Raw genomic sequence first — 21,365 nt, 5'->3', positions numbered from 1 at the left:
GTCCCCTAGCATTGGCGCCCATGACCTACCAGCAACCACCTGCGTATGGATACGGCCAGCCCGCGGGCGGCTCCTTCTACGTCAACGTTCTCGGCCAGGAGTACGGCCCCCTCGGGATTGCCGAGCTGCAGCAGATGGCGCTCGCGGCATCATGATGCTGACGGGCAAGGTCACCGACTCCGACGGACGGCCGTTGGCCGACTGAGTCGGCAGAATTCGCCACCATGACCGTCGACACCGAGACCCGGACCCCGCGACTCGCGGCCAGTGAACTGGTCGCGGGCGTCGGGGTCGTCGGTGTCGGCGTGGCGTGCGCGCTGCCGTCGGCAGGTATCGAGCACGGTCCGATTCTGTGCCCGTTCCGGCTGGTGACGGGCCTGCCGTGTCCCGGATGCGGGCTGACCCGCGCGTGGGTCTATGCCTGCCACGGCGACTGGGCGCAGTCGTTCGCCGCGCATCCGTTCGGTCTGCCGATGGTCGCGGCGGTGCTGGCGCTCGCCGTGGCCGTGCTGGCCTGCCGCATCACCCGCCGACCGCCGCCACCGCTCACGCGGTTGTTGTGGAATCCGGTCACCAAACTCGTCGCGGTGGCCTGGGTGATCTTCGCCGTGGTGCGGCTGATCCTGGCGATCTGAGCCAGATCCCGGTCGGCTCAGAGGATCTCGTCGAGCGATTCGATCGGACGGCCCAGCCGTGTGCCCTTGTCGGTGACGACGAAGGGACGCTCCACGAGCACGGGGTGGGCAACCATCTCGTCGAGCAGCGTGTCCTCGGACGCGTCGGCGAGGTCGAGTTCTTTGTAGAGCGCCTCGCGTTTGCGGGCCGCCTGCTGTGCGCTCAGGCCCGCGTCGGTGAGCAGCGCTTCGAGCTGCGGACGCGTGTAGGGCTTGTCGAGGTATTTCACGATGGTGGGTTCGATTCCCGCATCGCGCAACTTCTCCAGGGCCTTGCGGGAGGTCGAGCACCGAGGGTTGTGGTAGATCGTCGCCTTCACGACTCACACCCTATTCGAGGTCGTCGGGGGGAGTGCGCCGCGACGCGCCCCGACGTCCCCGGTTCAGGCGATGCCGTCGAAAAGGCTTGTCACCGAACCGTTCTCGAATACCTCGCGGATGGTCTGGCCGAGCAGCGGGGCGATGGACAGGACGGTGAGCGTGTCGAAGCGCTTGTCCTGCGGGATCGGCAGCGTGTCGGTGGCGATGACCTCGGTGGCACCGCAGTTGGCGAGCCGTTCGGTGGCCGGATCGGAGAACACGGCGTGGGTGGTGGCGATGATGACGTCACCGGCGCCCGCGTCCTTGAGTTTGCTCACCGCGCCCGCGATGGTGCCGCCGGTGTCGATCATGTCGTCGATGAGCACGCAGGTGCGGCCCTCGACGTCGCCGACCACGCGGTGTGCCACGACCTGGTTGGCCACCAACGGGTCACGGGTCTTGTGGATGAACGCGACCGGTGCGCCGCCGAGCGCATCGGCCCACTTCTCGGCGACGCGCACGCGGCCGGAATCGGGGGAGACGATGGCGATGTTGTCGGTGCCGTATTTCTCGCGCACGTAGTCCGAGAGCTGACCCAACGCGTGCATGTGGTCGACCGGGCCGTCGAAGAAGCCCTGGATCTGGTCGGTGTGCAGGTCGACGGTGATGATGCGGTCGGCGCCCGCGGTCTTCATCAGGTCGGCGATGAGGCGAGCGGAGATGGGTTCACGGCCGCGGTGCTTCTTGTCCTGGCGGGCGTACGGGTAGAACGGCAGGATCACGCTGATCCGTTTGGCCGACCCGCGCTTGAGCGCGTCGATCATGATCAGCGCCTCCATCACCCACTCGTTGAGCGGGGCCGGGCAGCTCTGCAGCACGAAGGCATCCGATCCGCGTACCGACTCCTCGAAGCGGACGAACAGCTCACCGTTGGCGAAGTTGCGGGCGGTCTGCGGAGTCAGCTTGATGCCCAGTTCGTCGGCGACGGCCTGAGCGAGTTCGGGATGCGCACGCCCCGAGAACAGCATCAGGTTCTTCTGGTTGTCGGTCGTCCAGGTCATGAAAACTCTTCTACTCGGGGCTGGCTGGTCGTGGTCGGTGTTGCCGTGGCGGGTACTGCTGGGTCGGGCGGGCTACGACGGTGCGGGTCCGTCGATGGTCGGTGTCGAGGGCGTCTCGGTGGCCGAGCGGGCGGCCTGCGCGGCGGCCGTGTCCGGCCGCTTGCGAACCACCCATTCCTCGATGTTGCGTTGCGCGCCCGCCGATACCGCGAGCGCACCGGGCGGGACATCGTCGCGCACGACGGTACCCGCACCCGTGTACGCGCCGTCACCGACCTGCACAGGTGCGACGAACATGTTGTCAGAACCGGTCCGGCAGTTCGACCCGATGACCGTCTGATGCTTGTTCACGCCGTCGTAGTTGACGAACACGCTCGACGCCCCGATGTTCGATCGGTCGCCGATCGACGCATCCCCGACGTAGGTGAGGTGCGGCACCTTGCTGCCCGCGCCGATGATCGCGTTCTTCGTCTCCACGAAGGTGCCGATCTTGCCGTTGACGCCCAGGATGGTCCCCGGCCGCAGATAGGCGAACGGACCGACCGAGGCGCCGTCGCCGATCGCCGCATTGCTGCCGTGGGTCCGGATGACCTGCGCGCCGCGGCCGACGACGACGTCGGTGAGAGTCGAATCGGGACCGACGACGGCGTCCGAACCGATCGCGGTGACGCCGTGCAGCTGGGTTCCCGGATCGATGCGCACGTCCTCCCCGATCGTGACGTCGATGTCGATCCAGGTGGTGGCGGGATCGGCGACGGTCACCCCGGCGAGCTGATGGCGACGGATGATGCGCCGGTTGAGTTCGGCGGCGAGCTCGGCGAGCTGGGCGCGATCGTTGCAGCCGGCGACGAGCATCGGATCGCCGATAGTGAAGGCGCGCACGGCTTTTCCGTGGTTTCGGGCGATCTCCACGACGTCGGTGAGGTAGAACTCGCCCTGCTCGTTGTTTGTCGAGAGACCGGCCAGCGCAGTACGCAGGGTGGCCGCGTCGAAGGCGTATACCCCGGCGTTGAGCTCTGTGATGGCGAGTTGCTCGGGCGAGGCGTCCTTGTGTTCGACGATTGCGTGGACGTTCCCGTCGCCGTCACGGACGATCCGGCCGTAGCCGTTCGGGTCCTCGGCGGTGAATCCCGTGACGGTCACCGCGGCCCCGCCGTCGGCGGCGTGGGTCTCGACGAGGGCCCGCAGGGTCGGCGCGTCGAGCAGCGGGACGTCGGCGGCGGTGACGACGACGGTGCCGTCGAAGTCGCCGGGCAGCGCGGTGAGCCCGGCCCGGGCGGCGTCGCCGGTACCGAGCGGCGCGTCCTGCACGGCGATGGTGACGCCGGTGCCGAGTCCCTTGGCGGTCGCGGTGATCGAGTCGGACACGCGTTCACGTTCGTGGCCGACGACGGCGACCAGATGCGTGGGGGCGATGCCGTCGGCGCCGTGCAGGGCGTGTCCGACGAGCGTGCGTCCGGCGATGGTGTGCAGGATCTTCGGCGTCTTCGACCGCATCCGCGTGCCCGCTCCGGCGGCGAGGACGATGACGGCGGTCGTCGTCGGGGACGTCTGTGTCATGTAGACCTCCGATGGAGCTGGGTCCGGTGAGTTCGGGCGAGAGTCGGGCGGTCCCGTATCGGGCTTCGCCGCGCGGGCAACGTCTGGATACTACTGAGTGGTTCGCGGCGCCCGACCCCATCCCCCGGTGCGAACGCTGCCTGATAGAACCAAAGGGACTCACGTCACACTCGACGGAAACCAATGAAGGGAAGCCGATGAGCACCCAGAAGACAGCAATCGTGACCGGTTCGGCACGCGGGATCGGCGCGGCCGTCGCCAAACGACTCGCCGCCGACGGACTCGCCGTCGCCGTGCTCGATCTCGACGAGGCGGCCTGCGCCGACACCGTCAAGGCCATCACCGACGCGGGCGGCAAGGCCATCGCCGTGGGCGCGGACGTGTCCGACGAGGCGTCGGTCGGCGCGGCGGTGGACAAGGTCGTCGCCGAGCTCGGTGCCCCGACCGTCGTGGTCAACAACGCCGGCGTGCTGCGCGACAACCTGCTGTTCAAGATGAGCGTGGACGACTGGGACACCGTGATGGCCGTCCACCTGCGCGGCGCGTTCAACGTCACGAAGGCCGCGCAGAAGCACATGGTCGACGCGGGCTGGGGTCGCATCGTGAACCTGTCGAGCACCTCGGCGCTGGGTAACCGCGGTCAGTCCAACTACTCCGCGGCCAAGGCGGGTATGCAGGGCTTCACCAAGACCCTCGCCATCGAGCTCGGCAAGTTCGGCGTCACCGCCAACGCCATCGCCCCCGGCTTCATCGAGACCGAGATGACCGCGGCCACCGCTGCCCGGGTCGGCGTTCCGTTCGAGGATTTCAAGCGTGCCGCCGCCGCGGAGATCCCGGTCAACCGCACCGGCGTGCCCGAGGACATCGCCCACACCGCATCGTTCTTCATCAGCGAGGGCGCCGGATTCGTCTCCGGCCAGGTGGTCTACGTCGCCGGTGGTCCGAAGGACTGAGGTCTGCGTTCCCGCGCACCGCGAGTCGGCGCGTGCGCGGGAATCGATGCGGACCCGTGCGTAGCGCTGTGGCACAATCGGGTCCGCAACAATCCCCCATGGTGTAATCGGCAACACTTCTGATTTTGGTTCAGGCATTCCAGGTTCGAGTCCTGGTGGGGGAGCAACGCCATATCCGCAGCTAGATGCGGGTTTCGGTTCGCTCCCAATTCGGTCCGTGCATCTCATCCGCACCTTTTGGACCTGGTGATCGGTAAGGGCGGCCCTGGTCAGTGCGCTAACACTGACGAGGGCCTCGACCCATACGGAGAGCCCCGCATGAATCGTTCGACCAGCATATTCACCTACCTCGGCGCGGTCACCTTCGCGCTGGCCCTGTACTTCCTCCCCCTCGGCGCGTTCGACGTCGCCATGCACCTCGGTTGGTACGCCCGATGAGCGCGGCCGACGGACTGATCGAGCGCGCGTGGGTACTGCTCGACGCTGCGGCCGGTCGGGCACCCGAGTATGTGCTCTCCGAGTTGAGGGACGCGGTGTGGCAGTTCGACGACGTCACCGCCCAGAACCTCCGAGACCCGGACTCGGCCGCCCATCGGCGTCTCACGCAGGCGATGCGGGCCGCCCAGCAGTATGCGGGCGGCCCGCGATGAGCGCGCACACGAGCGCGGGGAATCCGACCGCCGATCGGTGGTCGCTGGGCTACCAGCGCGCCGCCGACGACCTCGACGAGCTGCCCGGCCCCGTGCTGCAGGACGTCGTCCGAGCAATTCTGCGCGTCCAGCCCGACCCCGACGACGATCCCTTGTATGACGCGGGCTATCGCGCGGGATTGCGCACAGCGCTGCCCTAGATCCCCACAGCCCCGGCGGTCGAGCCGTACGCGCGTCGAAGCGCACCGGGGCGCTGAGCACACAACCCGCTTCGGACCGTGTGCCCGTCGTCATCGCAGAGCCCGACGTAAACCAGCCTGCTCGACGTAGCCCAGTCCCTCGACGTCGACGAGGGCCACCGATCACGACCTCGCGAATCGCGACCCGGTGCCACAGCGGTACCGCCTGCCCCTCGGGTCGGGTGGCGATCGGTGTTGCGCAGATGCGATATGCGGCTATGGACTCGTGGGTCGACGGTGTGAGGGATCGACACCGGCACCCGCCTGCCCGTAGGGCAGTCCGTTGTCGGTGAGCCCACCACACCCAAACAGAAAGTGAGACAACACGATGGCAGATCAGATCGAGTACGCGATGCGCCGGGGAGATGACGGTGTGTTCGTGACCGTCGACGGGGAGATGACCCTCGAACAGTGTGCCGAGTCGAGACTCTGCCAGCCGATTACACCCGGCCGCGCCCGTGAGGTCGCCCTGTCGATCCTCACCGGTATCGACATCTCCGAACGCATCCGGTCCCAGTAGCGGACCGCACGCGCAAACAGACCCCCGAGTGTCCGTGATGGACTCGGGGGTCTGTTGCCTTTCTACCGGTGCCTTTCTACCGGCGCGGCGCTCGTACGACCTCCCCTTGGCTACCGCGAGGTGTGGGGATCGTGGGCCGTCGATACTTGGCCGGGGCAGGGAATATGAGCCCCCCCGGCCGGAGCTTGACGCCGAAGTTGTTGCGAGTCAGTCGAATACGGCCAGCTCGGCAAGTAGTGACTTCGCCGTGAGGTCGACAGCCGCCGACTTCACCGCGTTGGCCCCGTCGGCCGCGCCGGACAGGTCAGCATCGTCGTCGGTGGTCGCATCGCCGTCGGCGAGCCACGGGGCCAGCGCGTCAAGCTGATCGCTCACGACCTGCAGCGCGGCGGGTAGATCGGCCGCGCCGAGGCCCTGCAGTGCTGCCACATCCGAGATGAACTGCGCGAGCTGGTCGCCGTCGATCTCGACCTGCGGCGCATCGCCGTCGTCGGCCGGGGCGGCAACCGACTTGGCGGCGGTCACGCGCGCGTCGGCGTTCGCCGGGGCATATACGACGCTCCCGCCGAGTAGATCCCGCGTGCCGTCGCCGTGGTCCAGGAACTCGACGGACAGGCCACGGAGGTGGCCGGCCGCGACGAGCTGCCGGACGCGCTGGCCTTGCTCGGTGTCCGCGAATACGCCTCGAACGCAAAGGTTTCCGGCGCTGTCGAGGTAAGGCTGTGCCGAGCCGATCACCCCGCCGACGCTCATGTCATGGTCCATGGAGATCGGGATCTGATCGGGTAGTGGCTGCTGCCACCCGTCCGGGTGCAGCACGTCGCCGTCCCGGTCCCGGCTCGGAGCCGAGAGCACACCCTCGAACGAGCCGGGACCGGCGTCGGCCGCGCTATCCGTCGGGCGCAGCGTGGCCGTCGCCGACTTGGTTCGGGTCATGCCTGCACCTCCTTGTCGGCGGCGGCGGCCGCCGCAAAACCGTGCTCGATCCACTTGGCGGCCACCGACGCGGGCACAGTGGCGCGCTGGCCGCCGACCCGAATCAGTACGCCGTCGAATACCTGGATGCCCTCGGTGACGATCACGTCCACTGTGGTCTCTTGCACGGCGCGATCAGAGCCCCGTGACGATGCACAGGGACGACGGTTTGGTGACGCCGAGGGCTAGGCGCTCCTCGACGATGAAGGTCGTCTTGTTCGAGGTGAAGTCCCCGGCGCCGTACGGTCCCATACGAACAGAGATGCCTTCGCGGACAAACAGACTCGTCGCCGAGGTGTCGGCAATCAACACCTTCCCGGCCGGGCACTGCGTGGTCAGTACGACGTCGATACCCCACAACTTGGATGCCTCGTCGGCCGTCGGGTCCGGGTTCAAGTAGTAGCGGCCGGTGCCGTCCTTCGATCGGCGCAGCGCCGAGAACGTGGTCGGATTCGCCACGATCAGATCGGCCTCGGCGAAGCTGGCCCCGGTGCGAAGCAAGGTGATGCCCCGCTCAATGGCGTCGATACCGATCTCGGCCGGAGTAGCCGAGCCGTCGACGGCCGTCGTGAGCGCGCCGGTGGTGTTGAACAGTCCGAGCAGATTCGTGCCGGTGCCGTCGCCGGTGAGAAGTTGCGCGTTCTCGGCGTCGATCAGCAGCGCGGTGAGCGCGTTCTGCAGGTAGCTGGCGAACGAGTCGACGTCGGCCAGGTCTTCGTCGACGACCGACGTGGTCACCGCGACCTTGCGCGCCGTGATGTCGAGCGGAGTGACGTTGATTCCGGCCGCAGGCTTCGTAGCACCCGGAGCAACGGTGCCGGCGGCGCCGGTGGTCGAGGTGTGCTGCAGGATGCGCGTGGTGGGCGCGCCGAGGGCCTCGGTCGGCAGGTGTGCGGCAACTCGGGTCGGTTCGAGCGACCGGGGCACGATGCCGGGCCGCAGAGTCGGCGGAAGCTGGCCAGACACGCTGGCGACGTCCTTGACGGTCGCGCGGTACTGCGAGCGGGTCTGCAGGGCCTCGAACATGCCGCTGATCTGCTCGGGATCGAGCGCCAACTGCGGCGCGCCGAACTTGCCGACGGTGACGCCGTGGGCGGCACCGTCGGCCGATGCCATGCCGTCGTTGAGCAGCCCGCGAGTGCGGGCAGCCTTGTTGTGCTCGGCGCGGATCGCGGTGAGCTGGTCGACATACCCGGACAACTCGCTGAGCTTCGCGGACTTCACAGTGACCGACCCGGCGCCACCGCTGGCAGCCTTGATCGCCGATCGCAGCTCACGGGCCAGGGCAGACGCGCGGACTGTCGAGTGTTTTGCGGCAGCCAGTTCAGCCGCCCAGTCAATGGTATTCAATTTGACCCCTATGGGTGAAAGGTGTTGCACCCGTGGATATTTCGGGCATGAAAAATAGATGTTGCCGGTGTGCCTTTCGCGGCCTGCAAGCCGGTGGTGTGCGTGTCCCGGCCGGTTTGCAGACCGGCCGGGCAGACACACCGTGTGAGGCCACTGGGCGCCCGGTCCGGTAGCGGCCCTTTGCGGGGGCGGGTACCGAAGACGGGGCGGCGCATCGGCGCCTCGATTGCCATCGTGGCACGCGGCGCCGGGCCGCGTCACTATATTGCCACCGCCGCGCGCACCATGCTGAACGCCTTGGCCGCCAAGGCGAACGCCTCGGCATTGGCGCACCCGCAGCCCCACAGAATCGACTCGGCGGCCAGATGCGCGGCGACCTCGGCGAGCGGATTGCCATCGTCGAGGTCGCAGGCTTCGAGTAGGCGGAGCCCTGCGGCGGCAAGCGCTGCCCCATGGGCGGACTCGGCCGCCCGGAACACTGCGCGGACCGCCGTCGGTATGCCACCGATCAGCTCACGCCGGTCTAGCTCGTCGGCCCGTGCGACCAGAGCGGTCGCACGGGCCGCCAGGGCGGCCGCTGAGCCGAGCGCGCCGTGCTGGGCCACAAGTTGTTCAGCGCAAGCCATGAACGTCGCTCTGCGTACGTCTGAGACCGGTAACTGGGCGGCCGTATCACGGAGGCCACGCGCCAAGTGCACCACCGAAGCCGGTGGCGCCCCCGACACAATGGCGAGGGCCAGCCGTTGGCGCGCGGTCGCGGCCGGATCACTCATCGGCGGCCACCTCCTGCACCTCGACGCCGTAGAGCCGATCGAGGCGGCCGGACAGATCGGCGATGACCTCGGCGCGGCGCTGATCGGTGTGCCCGTTCAGCGCGTCGACAGCCCGGCCCTCCTCGAACTTGGCTAGTATCGTTCCGAGCCGCCGGATCTCGGCCTCACCGGCCGCCTTGCACCCCGACGAGCACCAGCGCGTCGGCCTGCCTCGGGATTGCGTCAACGAAGTTCCACACTTCGCACATAAACTTGGGTACTTCACAATGGTTCTCCTCGTGTTTCTGGGCCAGACCTGGCCGTTTGCAAACAACTCTCAGCGGTTCGAGCCGGGCTGGCGGACCGGTCTCCTGAGTGCGATCGCCGAGATGGTTGCCACCCCCCGGCCTGTCGGGTCGGCGAGGTCGGCCGGGGCCGCCTTTTTGGAATCGGAGTCGGCCGGCCTTTTTGCCTGCATCGCCCTGTAGCGCGGGCACGTGTCGTCATGGCGGGTCCATACATGTGTGATCCCGAGCGCGTCCCTGGTCACGTCGTAGGTCGATGAGCAATCGGGGCATCGTGCTACGGCGTCGATGAGCGCGGGGTCGATGCGCTTGCCTCGATGGCCTTTGGCGCGTCCCTGGTGTCGTCTCTGGTGTCGGTTCATGTGTTGTTCCTTGTCGTTGGTTCCGTGACCTCGGCACTGTCCGTTCGCCCCCTCTATAGAGGGGGGCGAAACGTGACCTATGTGTGTGTGAGTGGCGCGTGAGGGTGCGTGACGCTATGCGTGACGCTGTGACCTGCGGTTATGAGTTTGGCGTGACAGCGCGTGACGTCATGCGTGACGTTGCCGACGGTAACCCTGCGTGACCCCCGCGTGACACCGACGCAAGCCTCTGACCTGCGCTTTTCCTATCGCCACCATGGGCGCGTGACCCTTGCGTGACCCCGGCGTGATCCCGTGGCGTGAGGGCCGGAATCAATGCTCTGACCTGCGCACTTGTCGATCACTGCTCATTCGAGGCCGTGAACGGGAGTATCTGCGCGCCGAGGTCGTCGTGACGCGCCTGCACGTCGGCCTCGGGGTCCGACCACCACACATTCGGGCTACTCCCGTCCGAGTGCATCCGCCCGGCGCGCTCGTACTCGTCGAGCTTCCGGCGCGCCTTCTCGACCTGTGCGCGACTCGGCCGCTCCGTCTCGAACATCGCCTGCGCCGCAGCGCGGGCCGTCAGTCCTCCGCGCGCCAACGTCAGCAGCTCGGCGCCTCGGCGCACCTCCGTCGAACCGTCGGCGTTGTGCACGAGCGTCAGCGGTCCGATCTCGTTCACGGGCTGTTTGAGGTGTCGGGCCGTCACAATCGGATCTCCCGGGTTGCCGCTCAGCAACAGCACCGACCCCGCGCCGGACGTAAGCCAGGTCGAGCCGTACAACGTGTCGATGTCGACCGGCGGCCCCTTGTCGCCGCGTTCGCGCGTCACCTTCTTGAGGTGGTGTAGCTCGGCGATCTGGCGCCCCGTCACGAGGAGCTGCTGCCGCGCCCGATTCCACCCGGCGCCAACCTCGTCATCACTGAGCCCGATCGCCGCATCCTTGAGGGAATCGACGACCACCACGTCAGCCTCCGCGCGCTCGGCCATCTCGGTGAGTAGCGCCGGATGACGCGCGAGGTCGTGGGGCGGCGGTCCCTTCCACACGACGAGTCGCCCGCGCAGGATCTCGGGATCGACCTCATGCAGTTGTCGGCGAATCGACCGCGCGAGCTGCCGGGGTCGGTCCATTGCCAGGTACAACACACGCTGGGCGCATCGAACGGGCAGGCCCCACAGCTCGGCCACCTCATCGGAGATCATTCCCCGCACAAGGTTTCCTGCGGTCGTCGTTTTCCCGACACCCTGCGGACCGGCGATGATGAGAGACTCACCGGCCGCCCACAGCACGTTATCGCCTGCGCCCCAGAATGATTCGACACCTTCCGGCTCGTCGGTGAGGAACTTGTGCCCGTCGACCAGCAAGTCTGTGAACGTGCCGTCTAGGATCGCCTGCCGTGACTTCTGCGCCTCCACGAGCTGCCGGGCGCGGTCGTTCGCGGCCAGACGTTCGGCCATCGCCCGCACCGTCGGCGATTCAAGCGCGAGTTGATCGGTGTCGGCCAACTCGGCCGGTGGTGTGACAGTGAATCCGTGATCGGCGAGGTATCGCGCCTGAAAGCTGAGCACCGACAACTCGGCGGCCCGGTCGTCGGATATGCCCTCACTCGTCACTGAACTCGACCAGTTCGGCGATTTCCTCGGCAGTGAGTTTCGGGAGCGCGGCGACCATTACCGCGTGCGCTATGTCGCCCCACAGGTCGGAGCGTCCGAGCGCGTCCACGATCGCGGACCACGCTGCGCGCGCGATCTCGTCCTGTTTCGCGGCCGGAACCTTGTCCGACCAGCGAAACGTCGGTGTCGCTTCGAGGAGTATGGATCTCGCGGTGTTGGCGTAGTCGGTCACGCCGCGCCGCCGACCGGCTGGATCACTGCCTCGATGTCGGCGACCCGGATTCGAATCATGCGCGGCCCCAGTCGTTGGGCACGGATCGCGCCGGATGCGATCCAGGTGCGAATGGTGTTGCGGTGTACGCCGAGCATCTCGGCGGCCTCGTTCACGGTCACCATCTTGGTGTTGGTGTTCTTGGGGTTCGGCATGGCCGGTACCTCCTGTGTCAGTGGGTTTCGCTTGCTGACACAAGCTAGAACACGCCGACGCCGTTGCGCACTCGCAGAACCGACGAAAACCGTTGTGGCACAGAAAAACGCGACGCTGTGACCTCGTGTTTACCCGCTCACCGGGTAGGCTATGCGACTTGTTGAGGGCACCGCGGATCTCACATAGTGGGATCTTCGGCCAGCTTGGACAGCCGTCGAGCGATCTCCGCATCACGACCGGCGGCCACGTGCTGATACCTCATCGCCATCTCGGGAGTGGTATGTCCAAGCCTCCCCATGAGCTCCTTTGTGGTTGCGCCGGACTGGGCGGCGAGCACAGCGCCGACGTGCCGGAGATCGTGAATGCGGAACGTCGGTTTGCCCACCGATCGAACCGCAGCCTTGAACGGCTTCGTGACCGTCCCGGCGGCCAGCCTCGTCCCGTTGCGGCTACGGAATACGAAGGACTCACCGCCGCGCCCGGTATGGCGCCTCATGTGGTCGGTGAGGCGCCGCGCGACATGCGGCGGCACGTGCACGTCACGGATGCCGGCCTCGGTTTTCGGCTTGCCGACGTGCAGCTTTCCATCGACCAGAGTGGCGGCCCGCCGGATACGCAACACCATGCCGTCCTCGGTGACCTGAACATCCTTGCGGCGCAGTTCGATTACCTCACCGAACCGGAGCCCGCACCAGGCCGACACGACGACGAATAGGCCGTAGGTTTCGGGCAGCATCGCGGCGACCCGGTCAAGCTCGGCGACCGTCAGCAGTTCGAGATCCCGGCGGCGCGGCGACCTCCCGGCGCCCCTGATCTGGCACGGATTCGCAGTGATCAGTCCGTCAGTGACCGCAGTGCCGAAGATGGTGCGTGCGAGCGCGTACGCCTGCGCCGAGGACGTCGGTGTGTTATCGGTGCCGAGTGCGGCCCACCACGTGCGAATCACGGCCGGTGTGATGTCGGCGAGCACTTCGTCACCGAGGTGCGGAAGGATGCGCGAATCGAGTAGGCGCCGGTACAAGGCGCGTGTCTTCGGGGCCACCCCGCGCTCGTCGATCCACTTCTCGGCGAACTCCCGAAGCGTGATCGCGCGGGCGGCCTTCTGCTCGGTCCGCAGCGCCGGGGGAGTCCACTCGCCGTGCTCGATGAGTCGGCGTTCGAGAGACAGCCAGCCCTCGGCGTCGAGCTTGGCGGTGAACGTGTGCGGCGCTGTGTGTCGACGCGCATCCTGCCCGACATACGATGCCTGATACCGGCCGGATCGTTCTTGGCGAATCTTCCCGAAGGATCGGCGAGTGGACTTCTTTGCCCTGGACATTGCACCCCTGCTGCACCCTAAGCGCTGTTTGGCGCTGGTAATTGCCGTGATTGATTGTGACGTGTACATTATCCCTCACCTGCGCAGACCATGTCTATTGCCGCAGGTGGACAACTATAAATCGCCCGATACGGTCACCCGGTTCGAGTCCTGGTGGGGGAGCAACGAGAAAGACCAGCTCAGAGCCGGTTTTGCTCACGCGCCGCAACCCTCGTGTCGACTAAGTGTCGATATCGCGCACCATCGAACTTCCTCGTTCTGTGGCCGCTTTGCATCTCAGCGAGCGCGGAGGTGGGTTACGGGGACGAATTGCTTCCCGACACTCGATACGAGCTAACTCACGTCGGCCGATCCTGGGGGATCATGTGCTAATGGCATTCATCGGCGGAGCCGATCTCACCGCCTTGATCGACGATCAAAGTGCGGACGTCCTTTCATATAGCCGTGGGTACATCGAGGTCACGGATAGCGGAGGGCGTGTCCTGGCTCGCGGAGTCTGCGCCGGACTGAGCCTCACAACGCAACTCGTACTCCCGGAATATGGACCCGCAATAGCGCCCAACGTCCCGGCGAGTGAGGGTGCCATTTGGGATTTTTTAGATCGGATGCCTCTCCGGTACGCGCCCGGACAGGGAGTCCGAGTGTTGAGTAACGAAGACCCGAGTGGCTGGCGGACGACCCGGAGTTTGATCTGATCGAGGTGAGCGCGGAGACCGAGGCGTTGGTGGAGCGGGTTTGGCCGAACGTGAGCGCGGCATGGCAGGTGAGCGCGGAGCTGATCGTCGAGGCGCGGGTGTCAGAAGGTTTGCCGGTTCCGTCGGGTCCTGATGATCCGCTGGCGGTGATGGTGGCCGCCCTCGTCGATCAGGACATGGCGCATGACGCCGATGTGCGCGCGCAAGCAAAGCGCATGAGAGGTTAGCCAACGGCCACGGCCGGAACGGAATTCGCGCAATCTGCGAGCGAGCCCGCGGCAAGGTCTCCTCGTCGATGCTATGCTCGTCGACGAGCAAGGTATGGATTCTCCGAACTCTCCCCCCGAGTTCCGACGATCCGTCTGGCCCCAGGTTTGGCTACGGCACCCTGGGGTTGCTCTCTTTCTGGGGCTCCGCTCTTTCTGGGGCTGGGACTACGTATTCTTTCGGGGACCATCACCCTGGTGAGGCCCGGTCGCTCCGACCTCGCGAGACCTGCGACGGCGACTACTACCTATACCTACTCTTGCCTCCCCGACGGCTTACCCGTCGAGGCGAACGCCCGACATGGCCGAACGGAGGACTGAGGTCATGACTGCTTTGTGTGCCGGCCGAATGATGGTTGCGTAGGCGGCTCCCAGGCAGTCCACGCTGTGGGTCTGAGTTTCCAGAACTCCGTAGGAAACTCCCGACCGCAGCTCGACGCGGAACGTTGATTCGAACACTATCCGCCTGTCGGCATTTCCTCCTCGCACGATCGAAGAGTTGACCTCGGAGAACACGAATGGTCCTGCAGTCCCACCGGGGATGACTTCGACGTTTCGCGATCGGGAAGGTTGAGTGGCAAAGCCCAATCGACCCATGAACCTGTCGCGCAGGTCCAACACGCGGGTGAGCCACCGCGGCGCATGACTCAACACCTGCACCGTGAAGTCGGTTGCGGTCCAACCCGACGGGACCGGCACGCGATGTGTGTCGGAATATGCGACCACGCCTGCACTCCTTTCAGTGACCTATCCGTCGACCACAGATGACCGTGATCGATGGCAACACATTCTTGGGGTGAATATTGCACTGGGTTCGGTGTCGTTCAGTCTGGCGATGGGTACCTACTCTTGACCCCCACACCCTGGGTACCGTGGACGGTTCCGTCCTTGAGTACGACGACAGAGCAGCCGAAGGCGCTGTCACGCTGGAGACTGACCGAGTCAACAATGTCGGGAATCGTCAAGTCGCCGCTGACTTCCCACGTCACGCGGACGTCGTCTTTTGTCTTGTTCAGGTCGGAGAGTATCTGGGCTGCATCTTCGTCGACGACGGACTTGACGGTGGCGATGTGAGAGGGCTCGGTGGTTGCCGCGATACGCGCGATGTGGGCGGCGGTGAGGCCGTCGTCTCCGGGGACCAGGCGAGAGATGATCGAGTGCCGTGTGGAGGCGATGCAGTTGTCGATGGCGTCTTGGCGGTGGAAGTAGGCGTTCTGGTAGGCGAGCCGGTAGGTGAGGACTCCTCCGCCGATGAGGACGATGGGGATGAGCAGGAATGCGACGGCGCGCCAGTTGATGGTGGTGGGCAGGCGGACCGGTGCGCGTGTGACCGGGGTGTGGGAGGCATCGACTAGGAGGTTGCGATTGTCGCCCTGGTGTGGGTGGTCAGGCCGCGTCGTGGGCACTGTTCGGCTCCCGCTGGTAGATCGTCGGCGGCGTCGGGCGACATGCCGACATCGCGTCGCGCAACGCGGGAGGTCGGACCATGGTGGAGAAGTCTAATTGGTCGAAATAGCTCGCGGGCAATGACTCCCGACGATGTCCAGATTGGGCGGTGACCGGGGCGGTGTCGCTGCCGACTCGGGTGGTACGCACCGAACGGAGTTGCCGCTGCGGCGGAATGTTTCCGGCGAGATGCCCTTGGGTGACGCTGGACACGTTCGCGTGCAGATCGGCGTGTCGGCCGCGTCTACACCTCCTGACTGCCGATGGGACGCACAAGGGAGGTGGGCGGCATGAGACTGGCCGATAGGGGTGAGGACGCATCCGCACCTGCGATGCGCAACGCCGGAGCGTGGGCAGGCGTCGTCCGCGCGGTGCTGTTTGTCATCGGTTGTGGACTGCTGGCGGAAGCGTTGCTGCACATCGGGGATCTCGGGCCGTGGACGCAGCGATGGGGCATCGTGCCGGTGGGTGCGGCATTTGTCGTGGTCCTCGCGCTCGGTGTCTCTTCGTCTGCATTGGTGCCGCCGCCATCGTGGGTTGGCTGATCGGTTGAGGTGTGGCGGGGAATGCCAAGGGCGACAATGGCGTTGCATTCCCGTTGCTGATCGGAGTGGTTGGGCTCGCTCGGTCGCGGTTACGGAGACTTTTGGTCGATACCTGCGATTTGGGGGCCGTGGACGGTTCCGTCATCGAGTACGACGATCGAGCAACCGAAGGTGCTGTAGTGTTGAAGGACGGTCGAGTCGCCAACGTCGGGAATTGTTAATTCACCCAGTACTTCCCAGGTAACGCGGACGTCGTCCTTTGTCTTTTTCAAGTCGAAGAGGATTCTCGCTGCATCTTCGTCGACCACCGATTTGACGGTTCTCGCATGGGAAGGCTCGGCGGTTGCCGCGATATGTGCGATGTCGGTGGCAGTGAGGCCGCTCTGCCCTGGAACCATGAAGAAGCTGATGGAGCGCCGTGCGGCGGCGATACAGTTGTCGATGGCGTCTTGGCGGTGGAGGTAGGCGTTCTGGTAGGCCAGCCGGTAGGTGAGGAATCCTCCGCCGATGAGGACGATGGGGATGAGCAGAAATGCGACGGCGCGCCACCTGATGGGGGCGCGAAGTCGAGAGAATGGGCTCATGCGCCAGGTAGCGGCGGTTTGGTCAGCCCATTGAGGGCGGACAGTTCTCGATTGAAGCCGGTAGTGTTGCCTTCGTCGGCGGCTGCAATTGTTTGAGCGGCGTCGATAATGGACCGGGCGTTCGCGGCCAGATCCCGAATGAACTTATTGATTTCGTCGTGAAGTTGGCTGGAATATGCGGTGAGTGCGGGGCCTGCGGCGAATCCCGGGTTGGCGGCCGCCGCTGGCTCCTGGGAGGTGAAGAAGGTGTTTGTCTTGATGGTGGCCTCTGAACTCAGCGAATCGAGTTGATGGCCAGTGGATTTGACTGCTTCGGGACGGATACTGAGGTTGTCATCGCTCATAGTAGGCTCCTGCTTTGTGTCTCATTTTGTGGTCACCATGTGCGCTTGGGAGTGACGATCGTGATGTGTTGCTGGCCTTCAGATTGCGACACTTCAGGAAGTCGCCCTTGTAATGCGAGATCGGTGTCGTTGGAGGTGTGTTGGGTATAGACCACCTGGCCATCGGGTAGGACTCCGGTCACGATAGCGGCATGGTGGGCCTGACCTGGGGTCATCGGGTCACCATCCTCGGTCACCCCGTGCTGTGTGTACTCCCAATAGGGGAGGTCACCGGGACGTGCTTGGTTCGGCGAAATACTGGCGCCGCCGTGGTGGAGGAAGAAGTCTCTCTGCGCATTGGCTAGCGACCAGCTCTTGGTGTGGGTAAGCCCGGGGAAATTATCACTGATGCCGAGCGGGTCGAGATATGGGTCATCATCAACACCCCAGCCATCGTGGTCGAAGCGTGCAAAAGAGTGATCGCTCTTATAGGGAAGCGAGCCCCCTTCACTTAGAGCGTATGACACGAAGTTCGCGCAGTTGTTCGGGTAGTCGTCAATCGAATCGTCGTTCCTGTGTGCGAGTGCCCATCGAACGGCGCCGACGGAGCTGAAGCCATTTTCGGGTCGGTCGATGGCCGCCTTGACGGTGTCGGGTATGCCGTTCAAGTCGAAAATCTCTACCGGGCAGGCTCGTTCGAAGTCGTTCTGCTGTTGTGGTGTGAGGCTTAACCACCAGCGGAAGGCTTCCTCCCGAGTCGCACCGGACGGTATCAGGTCGCGCATCTCTTGGAGTGCCTTGGCGATTCCGATCTTCTGTTGTGCCTCTTGGGCAGCCTTTAGTGTCGTCGAGTCGTTGTCATCCGCTTTGAGTATCTGTAGCGCCGTCGTGCAGTCCCCATCGGCTCGTGTAGCAGCGGCAAGAGCGGCCTGGATCATCTCGGTGGCTTCGTCTTGCACGAAGCACAGCATAATGTCGCCCGCTTGCTCGTCGGGGATTGTCACAACACCGGTGGTGTTGTCGACATCAAGGCCTCGGGACCGTGCGTAGTCGACCGCGGCATGTAGTTCGCGCTGGGCAACACCGACCGCATGCCCCAGCGTGTCGAGCGGATCGACGACTCCCCGCGCGAGGATCGATGCGACTTGGGATCGGTTTGCGATCCGAACGAGGGAGTCATGCGCCGCGCCGAACGCCTGCCCCGACCAGTTGTCGGTGAGTGGGCGTGTGCCGTTGTAGTGGATGTCGTCTTCGATCCGTTCGCACTGCTTGGCGGCCGCTAGCAGATCGTCGGCTGCGCTGATCCACATGTCGGGTTTCGCGTTGAGCAATTCGGGAAAGGTGACCACGGTTTGGGAAGTCTAGTCCGTCGAAGGCGTTGGCAGGCAACAGGTCCCGACTGTCCAAGTTGGCCGTTTCGGGCAGTTTGCCGGTGTTCTCGGATAGCTGCCGTCTTCTAGCCCGGCTGTCCGGACCGAGCGGGAGTGGTTCGTCGGAAGTAGATGGCGAGGACGACACGAACGACAACTGCGTAGGCAAAGGACAGCGGTCCGATGATGATGCCGGCGCCGAACCACGCCAGGCCGGAGACCGTCACGGTGAAGGCTGTGGCTACCAGCGTGACCCACGCGTTTTCGGCCGCCATCCATGGGGTGAGCCATGGCACGACGACTGCGGCAATCAAGAGCGCGGGAAAAGGTACGAGCAGGAGTGGATAGCCCAGGCCGTCCGGCGCGCAGACTGCCGTCACGACGAGGGCTACCACCAGCAGCACCACCCATGCGACCCAAAAGGTCAGCGCGACATGGCTGTTCGGCTGCGGCCAAGAAATGCCTCGCCGATTGACCGGCGATCGGCGCGGTGTATCTGCGGGCTCGGTGGTGCTCACCGAACAGGACACTACCGCCCCGGGTTCGGTGAGCTTCACCATCGCGAGTCGTGCATCAGGCGGCGATGGGGCCGTCATGTTTGGGAATGGTGGGCAGCAGGACGAGTGCGACGAGCAGTGCGGCGAGGGCGAACCCGGCGCCGGCGGCAAACCCGTCGTGGAAGACCGTCGTCCGCGCCGCCGCTATGAGCGCTGGGTGGCCGCCGGCGGCCGCGGTGAGCTCGTCGACACGGCGGAATGCGTAGGTGGCCGCAACCGCGACGCCCAGGGCGCCGCCGACCTCTTGGCTGGTGTTGATCAGACCGGCGGCGAGCCCGGCCCGCTCCTCGGGGACGCCGACCTGGGCGGCGATCTGGAGCGGGACGAAGGAGAGTCCCATGCCGATACCGGTGAGCAGGAACACCGGGAGCACACCGGTGAGATAGGAGGCCGAGCTCGGCATCCGTGCCAGCAGCACCAGCGCGGTGACCACCAGGACGAGTCCGACGACGAGGACGATCTTCCCCGGAACCTTGGCCACCAGACCCGAGGCGAGGCCGGCGCCGACGGCGACCACGAGTGCGAGCGGGACGTAGGCCAATCCGGTCTGCAGCGGCGAGTAACCCAGAACCTGCTGCAGGAACATGCTGGCGAAGAAGAAGACGGTCACCACCGTCCCGAGCAGGAACAGGGTGGCCAGGTTGGCGTACCGCAGGGTCCGGATGGCGAACACGGCGAAGGGCACCAACGGCGCGGCAGCACGGCGCTCCACCACCACGAACCCGGCCAGAAGCGCAGCAGCCACCCCGAGGCAGACCAGAACGACCACATCGGTCCACCCGTGACTGATGGCTTCCTCCAACGCGTAGAGCAGGGTAAGCAGTCCACCGGTGAGCAGCACCGCGCCGAAGGTGTCGAAGCGTTGCCGTGGCCCCCGGCTCTCCGGCAGCACGCGGGGTGCGAGAAGCACCGCGGCCAGCGCGATCGGGACGTTGATGAAGAAGATCCATCGCCACCCGGGACCGTCGGACAGGACCCCACCCAGAGTCACGCCGGCCACCGACGCGATGCCGGTCAACGCGCCCCACACGCCCAACGCCTTCGCGCGTTCCTTGCCGCCGACGAAAGTCGTGGTCAGGGTCGAGAGCGCGGCCGGTGCGATCATCGCCGAGCCCAGGCCCTGTAGGCCACGCGCGACGAACAGCAGGCTCTGGTCCTGCGCGATCCCGGCAGCCAGCGACGCGGCCCCGAAGACTGCGAGGCCGACCTGCAGCATCCGTCGGCGGCCGAACATGTCGGCCAAGCGAGAGCCGAACAGCAGGCACCCGCCGAGAACGGTGCCGTAGAGCGTCACGACGTAGGGCAGGTTCACCTCGTGGATACCCAGCGCTTCGGCGATCGACGGCAACGCGACATTCACGATGCTGACATCGAGGAACACCATGAACTGCGCGATCGACAAGAAGGCCAGCACCAAGCCGGGCCGCGTCACGCCGGCCGCGATGCCCGGTCGACCAGCATCAATCGGTGGGTCGACGGACTGGGTTGGATGAGCAGGTAGCTCTCGTTTCATGTGGCTGTGGTCGGACATGGTTCGTCTCCTTGGGAAAAGTGGTCGTGCGGAAGCAGACACGAGACGACGCTAGTTCCCTGCGTACACTAGGTACCTAGAGGAAACCGACACGAGTGTGAGGCAGATCATGACGGCGCATGTCGACCTTGAGGACGAACAGACCGGCCACTCCGCGGCTGCCGGCTGCCCGATCACGCCCGTGGTCGACATCGTCTTCAGCCGCTGGACCACGCCGATCCTCTGGCAGCTGAACAGTCATGGGCGGCAACGGTTCAACGACCTTCGCGACCTTGTCGGTGGTATCACGGCCAAGGTCCTCACCCAGCGTCTCCGGCAGCTCGAGCGCGACGGCCTGGTCACCCGGACGACCTACCCCGAGATCCCGCCGCGGGTCGAATACGAGATCACCGACCTCGGCCGCAGTCTTTCGCCGGTCTTCGCCGCACTCGTCAAATGGTCTGACGAGCGCCTCGACCACGTGCTCGGCTCCCGCGCCGCCTACGACGCATCCGATCGGCCCATGCCGTAGCTGCTCCCGCCTCACCGGTCGACGCGTAGGTGACGCTGGACACGTTCGCGTGCAGATCGGTGTGCCGGGTGCGTCTACACCTCCTGACTGCCGACGAGACGCACAAGGGAGGTGGGTGGCATGGGATGGGGCGATAGGGGTGAGGACGCATCCGCACCTGCGATGCGTAATGCCGGAACGTGCGCCAACGTCGTTCGCGCGATGCTTTTCGTCATCGGTTGTGGACTGCTGGCGGAAGCGTTGCTGCATATCGGGGATCTCGGGCCGTGGGCACAGCGGTGGGGCGTCGTGCCGGTGGGCGCGATATTCGTCGTGGTCCTCGCGCTGGGCGTCTACTTCTTCTACCTCGGGGCCGCTGCCATCGTCGGCTGGCTGATCGGCTGAGAAGATAAGCGGTTGAGACAGAGCGGGTTTGGCATTCATGGCTCCATGAGGTCCAGCGCATGCGCGGTGGACGTCAGCGCATCTCCGATGTCGTCGACCGACCGAGGCGG

29 protein-coding genes and 1 tRNA gene are annotated in these 21,365 nt (G+C 65.7%); 11 read left to right on the top strand and 19 right to left on the bottom strand.

The features are described from left to right. Nucleotides 1-20 precede the first annotated feature (20 nt). Together ACLQ3C_RS09320 and ACLQ3C_RS09315 are read left to right on the top strand one after the other, a co-directional pair. Nucleotides 21-155, top strand: coding sequence for a hypothetical protein (locus ACLQ3C_RS09320; RefSeq protein ID WP_425704773.1), 135 nt, complete (start codon nt 21-23; stop codon nt 153-155). Between the two features lie 69 nt (nt 156-224). After that, on the top strand, nt 225-635 hold the full coding sequence (locus ACLQ3C_RS09315) for a DUF2752 domain-containing protein (protein WP_425704772.1): 411 nt from the start codon (nt 225-227) through the stop codon (nt 633-635). Nucleotides 636-652: 17 nt separating this feature from the next. On the opposite strand, the gene arsC is transcribed toward ACLQ3C_RS09315, so the two are convergent. The 3 genes from arsC to glmU form a co-directional block, all read right to left on the bottom strand. Continuing rightward, nucleotides 653-994 (bottom strand): arsenate reductase (glutaredoxin), encoded by a 342-nt coding sequence (gene arsC, locus ACLQ3C_RS09310; RefSeq protein ID WP_425704771.1) that lies wholly within the window; start codon nt 992-994, stop codon nt 653-655. A 63-nt stretch (nt 995-1,057) separates the two neighbouring features. Next, complete coding sequence (locus ACLQ3C_RS09305; RefSeq protein WP_425704770.1) at nt 1,058-2,035, bottom strand: ribose-phosphate diphosphokinase; 978 nt, start codon at nt 2,033-2,035, stop codon at nt 1,058-1,060. A 72-nt stretch (nt 2,036-2,107) separates the two neighbouring features. Next, entirely contained in the window at nt 2,108-3,595 is a 1,488-nt protein-coding gene (gene glmU, locus ACLQ3C_RS09300; RefSeq protein ID WP_425704769.1) for a bifunctional UDP-N-acetylglucosamine diphosphorylase/glucosamine-1-phosphate N-acetyltransferase GlmU, read from the bottom strand. 197 nt (nt 3,596-3,792) lie between these two features. Between glmU and ACLQ3C_RS09295 the strand changes: the two genes are divergently transcribed. The 5 genes from ACLQ3C_RS09295 (at nt 3,793) to ACLQ3C_RS09275 (ending at nt 5,957) form a co-directional block, all read left to right on the top strand. Next, nucleotides 3,793-4,548, top strand: a complete 756-nt coding sequence (locus ACLQ3C_RS09295; protein WP_425704768.1) for an SDR family oxidoreductase — start codon at nt 3,793-3,795, stop codon at nt 4,546-4,548. Between the two features lie 92 nt (nt 4,549-4,640). Beyond that, nucleotides 4,641-4,712, top strand: a tRNA-Gln gene (locus ACLQ3C_RS09290). A gap of 270 nt (nt 4,713-4,982) precedes the next feature. After that, entirely contained in the window at nt 4,983-5,198 is a 216-nt protein-coding gene (locus ACLQ3C_RS09285; RefSeq protein ID WP_425704767.1) for a hypothetical protein, read from the top strand. After that, nucleotides 5,195-5,398 carry a hypothetical protein gene (locus ACLQ3C_RS09280; protein ID WP_425704766.1) on the top strand — a complete coding sequence of 68 codons (204 nt, stop codon included), beginning with the start codon at nt 5,195-5,197 and terminating at the stop codon, nt 5,396-5,398. Before ACLQ3C_RS09285 ends, ACLQ3C_RS09280 begins: the two co-directional genes overlap by 4 nt. A 367-nt stretch (nt 5,399-5,765) precedes the next feature. Next, nucleotides 5,766-5,957 carry a hypothetical protein gene (locus ACLQ3C_RS09275; protein WP_425704765.1) on the top strand — a complete coding sequence of 64 codons (192 nt, stop codon included), beginning with the start codon at nt 5,766-5,768 and terminating at the stop codon, nt 5,955-5,957. A gap of 207 nt (nt 5,958-6,164) precedes the next feature. On the opposite strand, the gene ACLQ3C_RS09270 is transcribed toward ACLQ3C_RS09275, so the two are convergent. The 9 genes from ACLQ3C_RS09270 to ACLQ3C_RS09230 form a co-directional block, all read right to left on the bottom strand. After that, entirely contained in the window at nt 6,165-6,893 is a 729-nt protein-coding gene (locus ACLQ3C_RS09270; protein WP_425704764.1) for a hypothetical protein, read from the bottom strand. Beyond that, the gene (locus tag ACLQ3C_RS09265) at nt 6,890-7,060 is read right to left on the bottom strand and encodes a hypothetical protein (protein WP_425704763.1); all 171 of its coding nucleotides are present in this window, start codon (nt 7,058-7,060) and stop codon (nt 6,890-6,892) included. Before ACLQ3C_RS09265 ends, ACLQ3C_RS09270 begins: the two co-directional genes overlap by 4 nt. Before the next feature lie 7 nt (nt 7,061-7,067). Next, complete coding sequence (locus tag ACLQ3C_RS09260; RefSeq protein ID WP_425704762.1) at nt 7,068-8,282, bottom strand: phage major capsid protein; 1,215 nt, start codon at nt 8,280-8,282, stop codon at nt 7,068-7,070. Nucleotides 8,283-8,542: 260 nt separating this feature from the next. Beyond that, entirely contained in the window at nt 8,543-8,908 is a 366-nt protein-coding gene (locus ACLQ3C_RS09255) for a hypothetical protein (RefSeq protein ID WP_425704761.1), read from the bottom strand. A gap of 139 nt (nt 8,909-9,047) precedes the next feature. After that, entirely contained in the window at nt 9,048-9,281 is a 234-nt protein-coding gene (locus ACLQ3C_RS09250) for a hypothetical protein (protein WP_425704760.1), read from the bottom strand. Nucleotides 9,282-10,041: 760 nt separating this feature from the next. Then, nucleotides 10,042-11,298, bottom strand: coding sequence for an AAA family ATPase (locus tag ACLQ3C_RS09245; protein WP_425704759.1), 1,257 nt, complete (start codon nt 11,296-11,298; stop codon nt 10,042-10,044). Then, complete coding sequence (locus ACLQ3C_RS09240) at nt 11,288-11,530, bottom strand: hypothetical protein (RefSeq protein ID WP_425704758.1); 243 nt, start codon at nt 11,528-11,530, stop codon at nt 11,288-11,290. The genes ACLQ3C_RS09245 and ACLQ3C_RS09240 overlap by 11 nt, the downstream gene beginning before the upstream one ends. Continuing rightward, nucleotides 11,527-11,724, bottom strand: coding sequence for a helix-turn-helix domain-containing protein (locus ACLQ3C_RS09235; RefSeq protein ID WP_425704757.1), 198 nt, complete (start codon nt 11,722-11,724; stop codon nt 11,527-11,529). Before ACLQ3C_RS09235 ends, ACLQ3C_RS09240 begins: the two co-directional genes overlap by 4 nt. 179 nt (nt 11,725-11,903) lie before the next feature. After that, nucleotides 11,904-13,043 (bottom strand): site-specific integrase, encoded by a 1,140-nt coding sequence (locus tag ACLQ3C_RS09230; RefSeq protein WP_425704756.1) that lies wholly within the window; start codon nt 13,041-13,043, stop codon nt 11,904-11,906. Nucleotides 13,044-13,743: 700 nt separating this feature from the next. Here ACLQ3C_RS09230 and ACLQ3C_RS09225 point away from each other — a divergent pair. Next, nucleotides 13,744-13,965, top strand: a complete 222-nt coding sequence (locus ACLQ3C_RS09225; protein ID WP_425704755.1) for a hypothetical protein — start codon at nt 13,744-13,746, stop codon at nt 13,963-13,965. Between the two features lie 315 nt (nt 13,966-14,280). Here the strand turns inward: ACLQ3C_RS09225 and ACLQ3C_RS09220 are convergent, their stop codons facing one another. Together ACLQ3C_RS09220 and ACLQ3C_RS09215 are read right to left on the bottom strand one after the other, a co-directional pair. Continuing rightward, nucleotides 14,281-14,730 carry a DUF2867 domain-containing protein gene (locus ACLQ3C_RS09220; protein WP_425704754.1) on the bottom strand — a complete coding sequence of 150 codons (450 nt, stop codon included), beginning with the start codon at nt 14,728-14,730 and terminating at the stop codon, nt 14,281-14,283. 98 nt (nt 14,731-14,828) lie between these two features. Then, nucleotides 14,829-15,410, bottom strand: a complete 582-nt coding sequence (locus ACLQ3C_RS09215; protein ID WP_425704753.1) for a hypothetical protein — start codon at nt 15,408-15,410, stop codon at nt 14,829-14,831. A gap of 330 nt (nt 15,411-15,740) precedes the next feature. On the opposite strand from ACLQ3C_RS09215, the gene ACLQ3C_RS09210 reads away from it, so the two are divergent. Then, entirely contained in the window at nt 15,741-15,995 is a 255-nt protein-coding gene (locus ACLQ3C_RS09210; RefSeq protein WP_425704752.1) for a hypothetical protein, read from the top strand. 89 nt (nt 15,996-16,084) lie between these two features. Here ACLQ3C_RS09210 and ACLQ3C_RS09205 read toward each other — a convergent pair whose 3' ends face one another. The 5 genes from ACLQ3C_RS09205 to ACLQ3C_RS09185 all read right to left on the bottom strand — a co-directional run bounded on the left by ACLQ3C_RS09205 (nt 16,085) and on the right by ACLQ3C_RS09185 (nt 20,360). After that, entirely contained in the window at nt 16,085-16,579 is a 495-nt protein-coding gene (locus ACLQ3C_RS09205; protein WP_425704751.1) for a hypothetical protein, read from the bottom strand. Next, nucleotides 16,576-16,923, bottom strand: a complete 348-nt coding sequence (locus ACLQ3C_RS09200) for a hypothetical protein (protein WP_425704750.1) — start codon at nt 16,921-16,923, stop codon at nt 16,576-16,578. The genes ACLQ3C_RS09205 and ACLQ3C_RS09200 overlap by 4 nt, the downstream gene beginning before the upstream one ends. A 32-nt stretch (nt 16,924-16,955) precedes the next feature. Further along, nucleotides 16,956-18,251 (bottom strand): amidase domain-containing protein, encoded by a 1,296-nt coding sequence (locus tag ACLQ3C_RS09195; protein WP_425704749.1) that lies wholly within the window; start codon nt 18,249-18,251, stop codon nt 16,956-16,958. A 107-nt stretch (nt 18,252-18,358) separates the two neighbouring features. Beyond that, nucleotides 18,359-18,790 carry a hypothetical protein gene (locus tag ACLQ3C_RS09190; RefSeq protein ID WP_425704748.1) on the bottom strand — a complete coding sequence of 144 codons (432 nt, stop codon included), beginning with the start codon at nt 18,788-18,790 and terminating at the stop codon, nt 18,359-18,361. Between the two features lie 55 nt (nt 18,791-18,845). Next, entirely contained in the window at nt 18,846-20,360 is a 1,515-nt protein-coding gene (locus tag ACLQ3C_RS09185; protein WP_425704747.1) for an MFS transporter, read from the bottom strand. A 109-nt stretch (nt 20,361-20,469) separates the two neighbouring features. On the opposite strand from ACLQ3C_RS09185, the gene ACLQ3C_RS09180 reads away from it, so the two are divergent. Both ACLQ3C_RS09180 and ACLQ3C_RS09175 read left to right on the top strand, forming a co-directional pair. Next, nucleotides 20,470-20,871 carry a winged helix-turn-helix transcriptional regulator gene (locus tag ACLQ3C_RS09180; protein ID WP_425704746.1) on the top strand — a complete coding sequence of 134 codons (402 nt, stop codon included), beginning with the start codon at nt 20,470-20,472 and terminating at the stop codon, nt 20,869-20,871. Nucleotides 20,872-20,991: 120 nt separating this feature from the next. Next, a complete protein-coding gene (locus ACLQ3C_RS09175; protein WP_425704745.1) occupies nt 20,992-21,255 on the top strand; it encodes a hypothetical protein in 264 nt (87 codons plus the stop codon). Nucleotides 21,256-21,365: the final 110 nt, after the last annotated feature.

The organism is Gordonia sp. DT30 (genome assembly GCF_049844915.1).
Lineage (GTDB): Bacteria > Actinomycetota > Actinomycetes > Mycobacteriales > Mycobacteriaceae > Gordonia.
The sequence above is the reverse complement of the archived record's forward strand: the minus strand, read 5'-3'. Positions and strand labels throughout refer to the sequence as shown.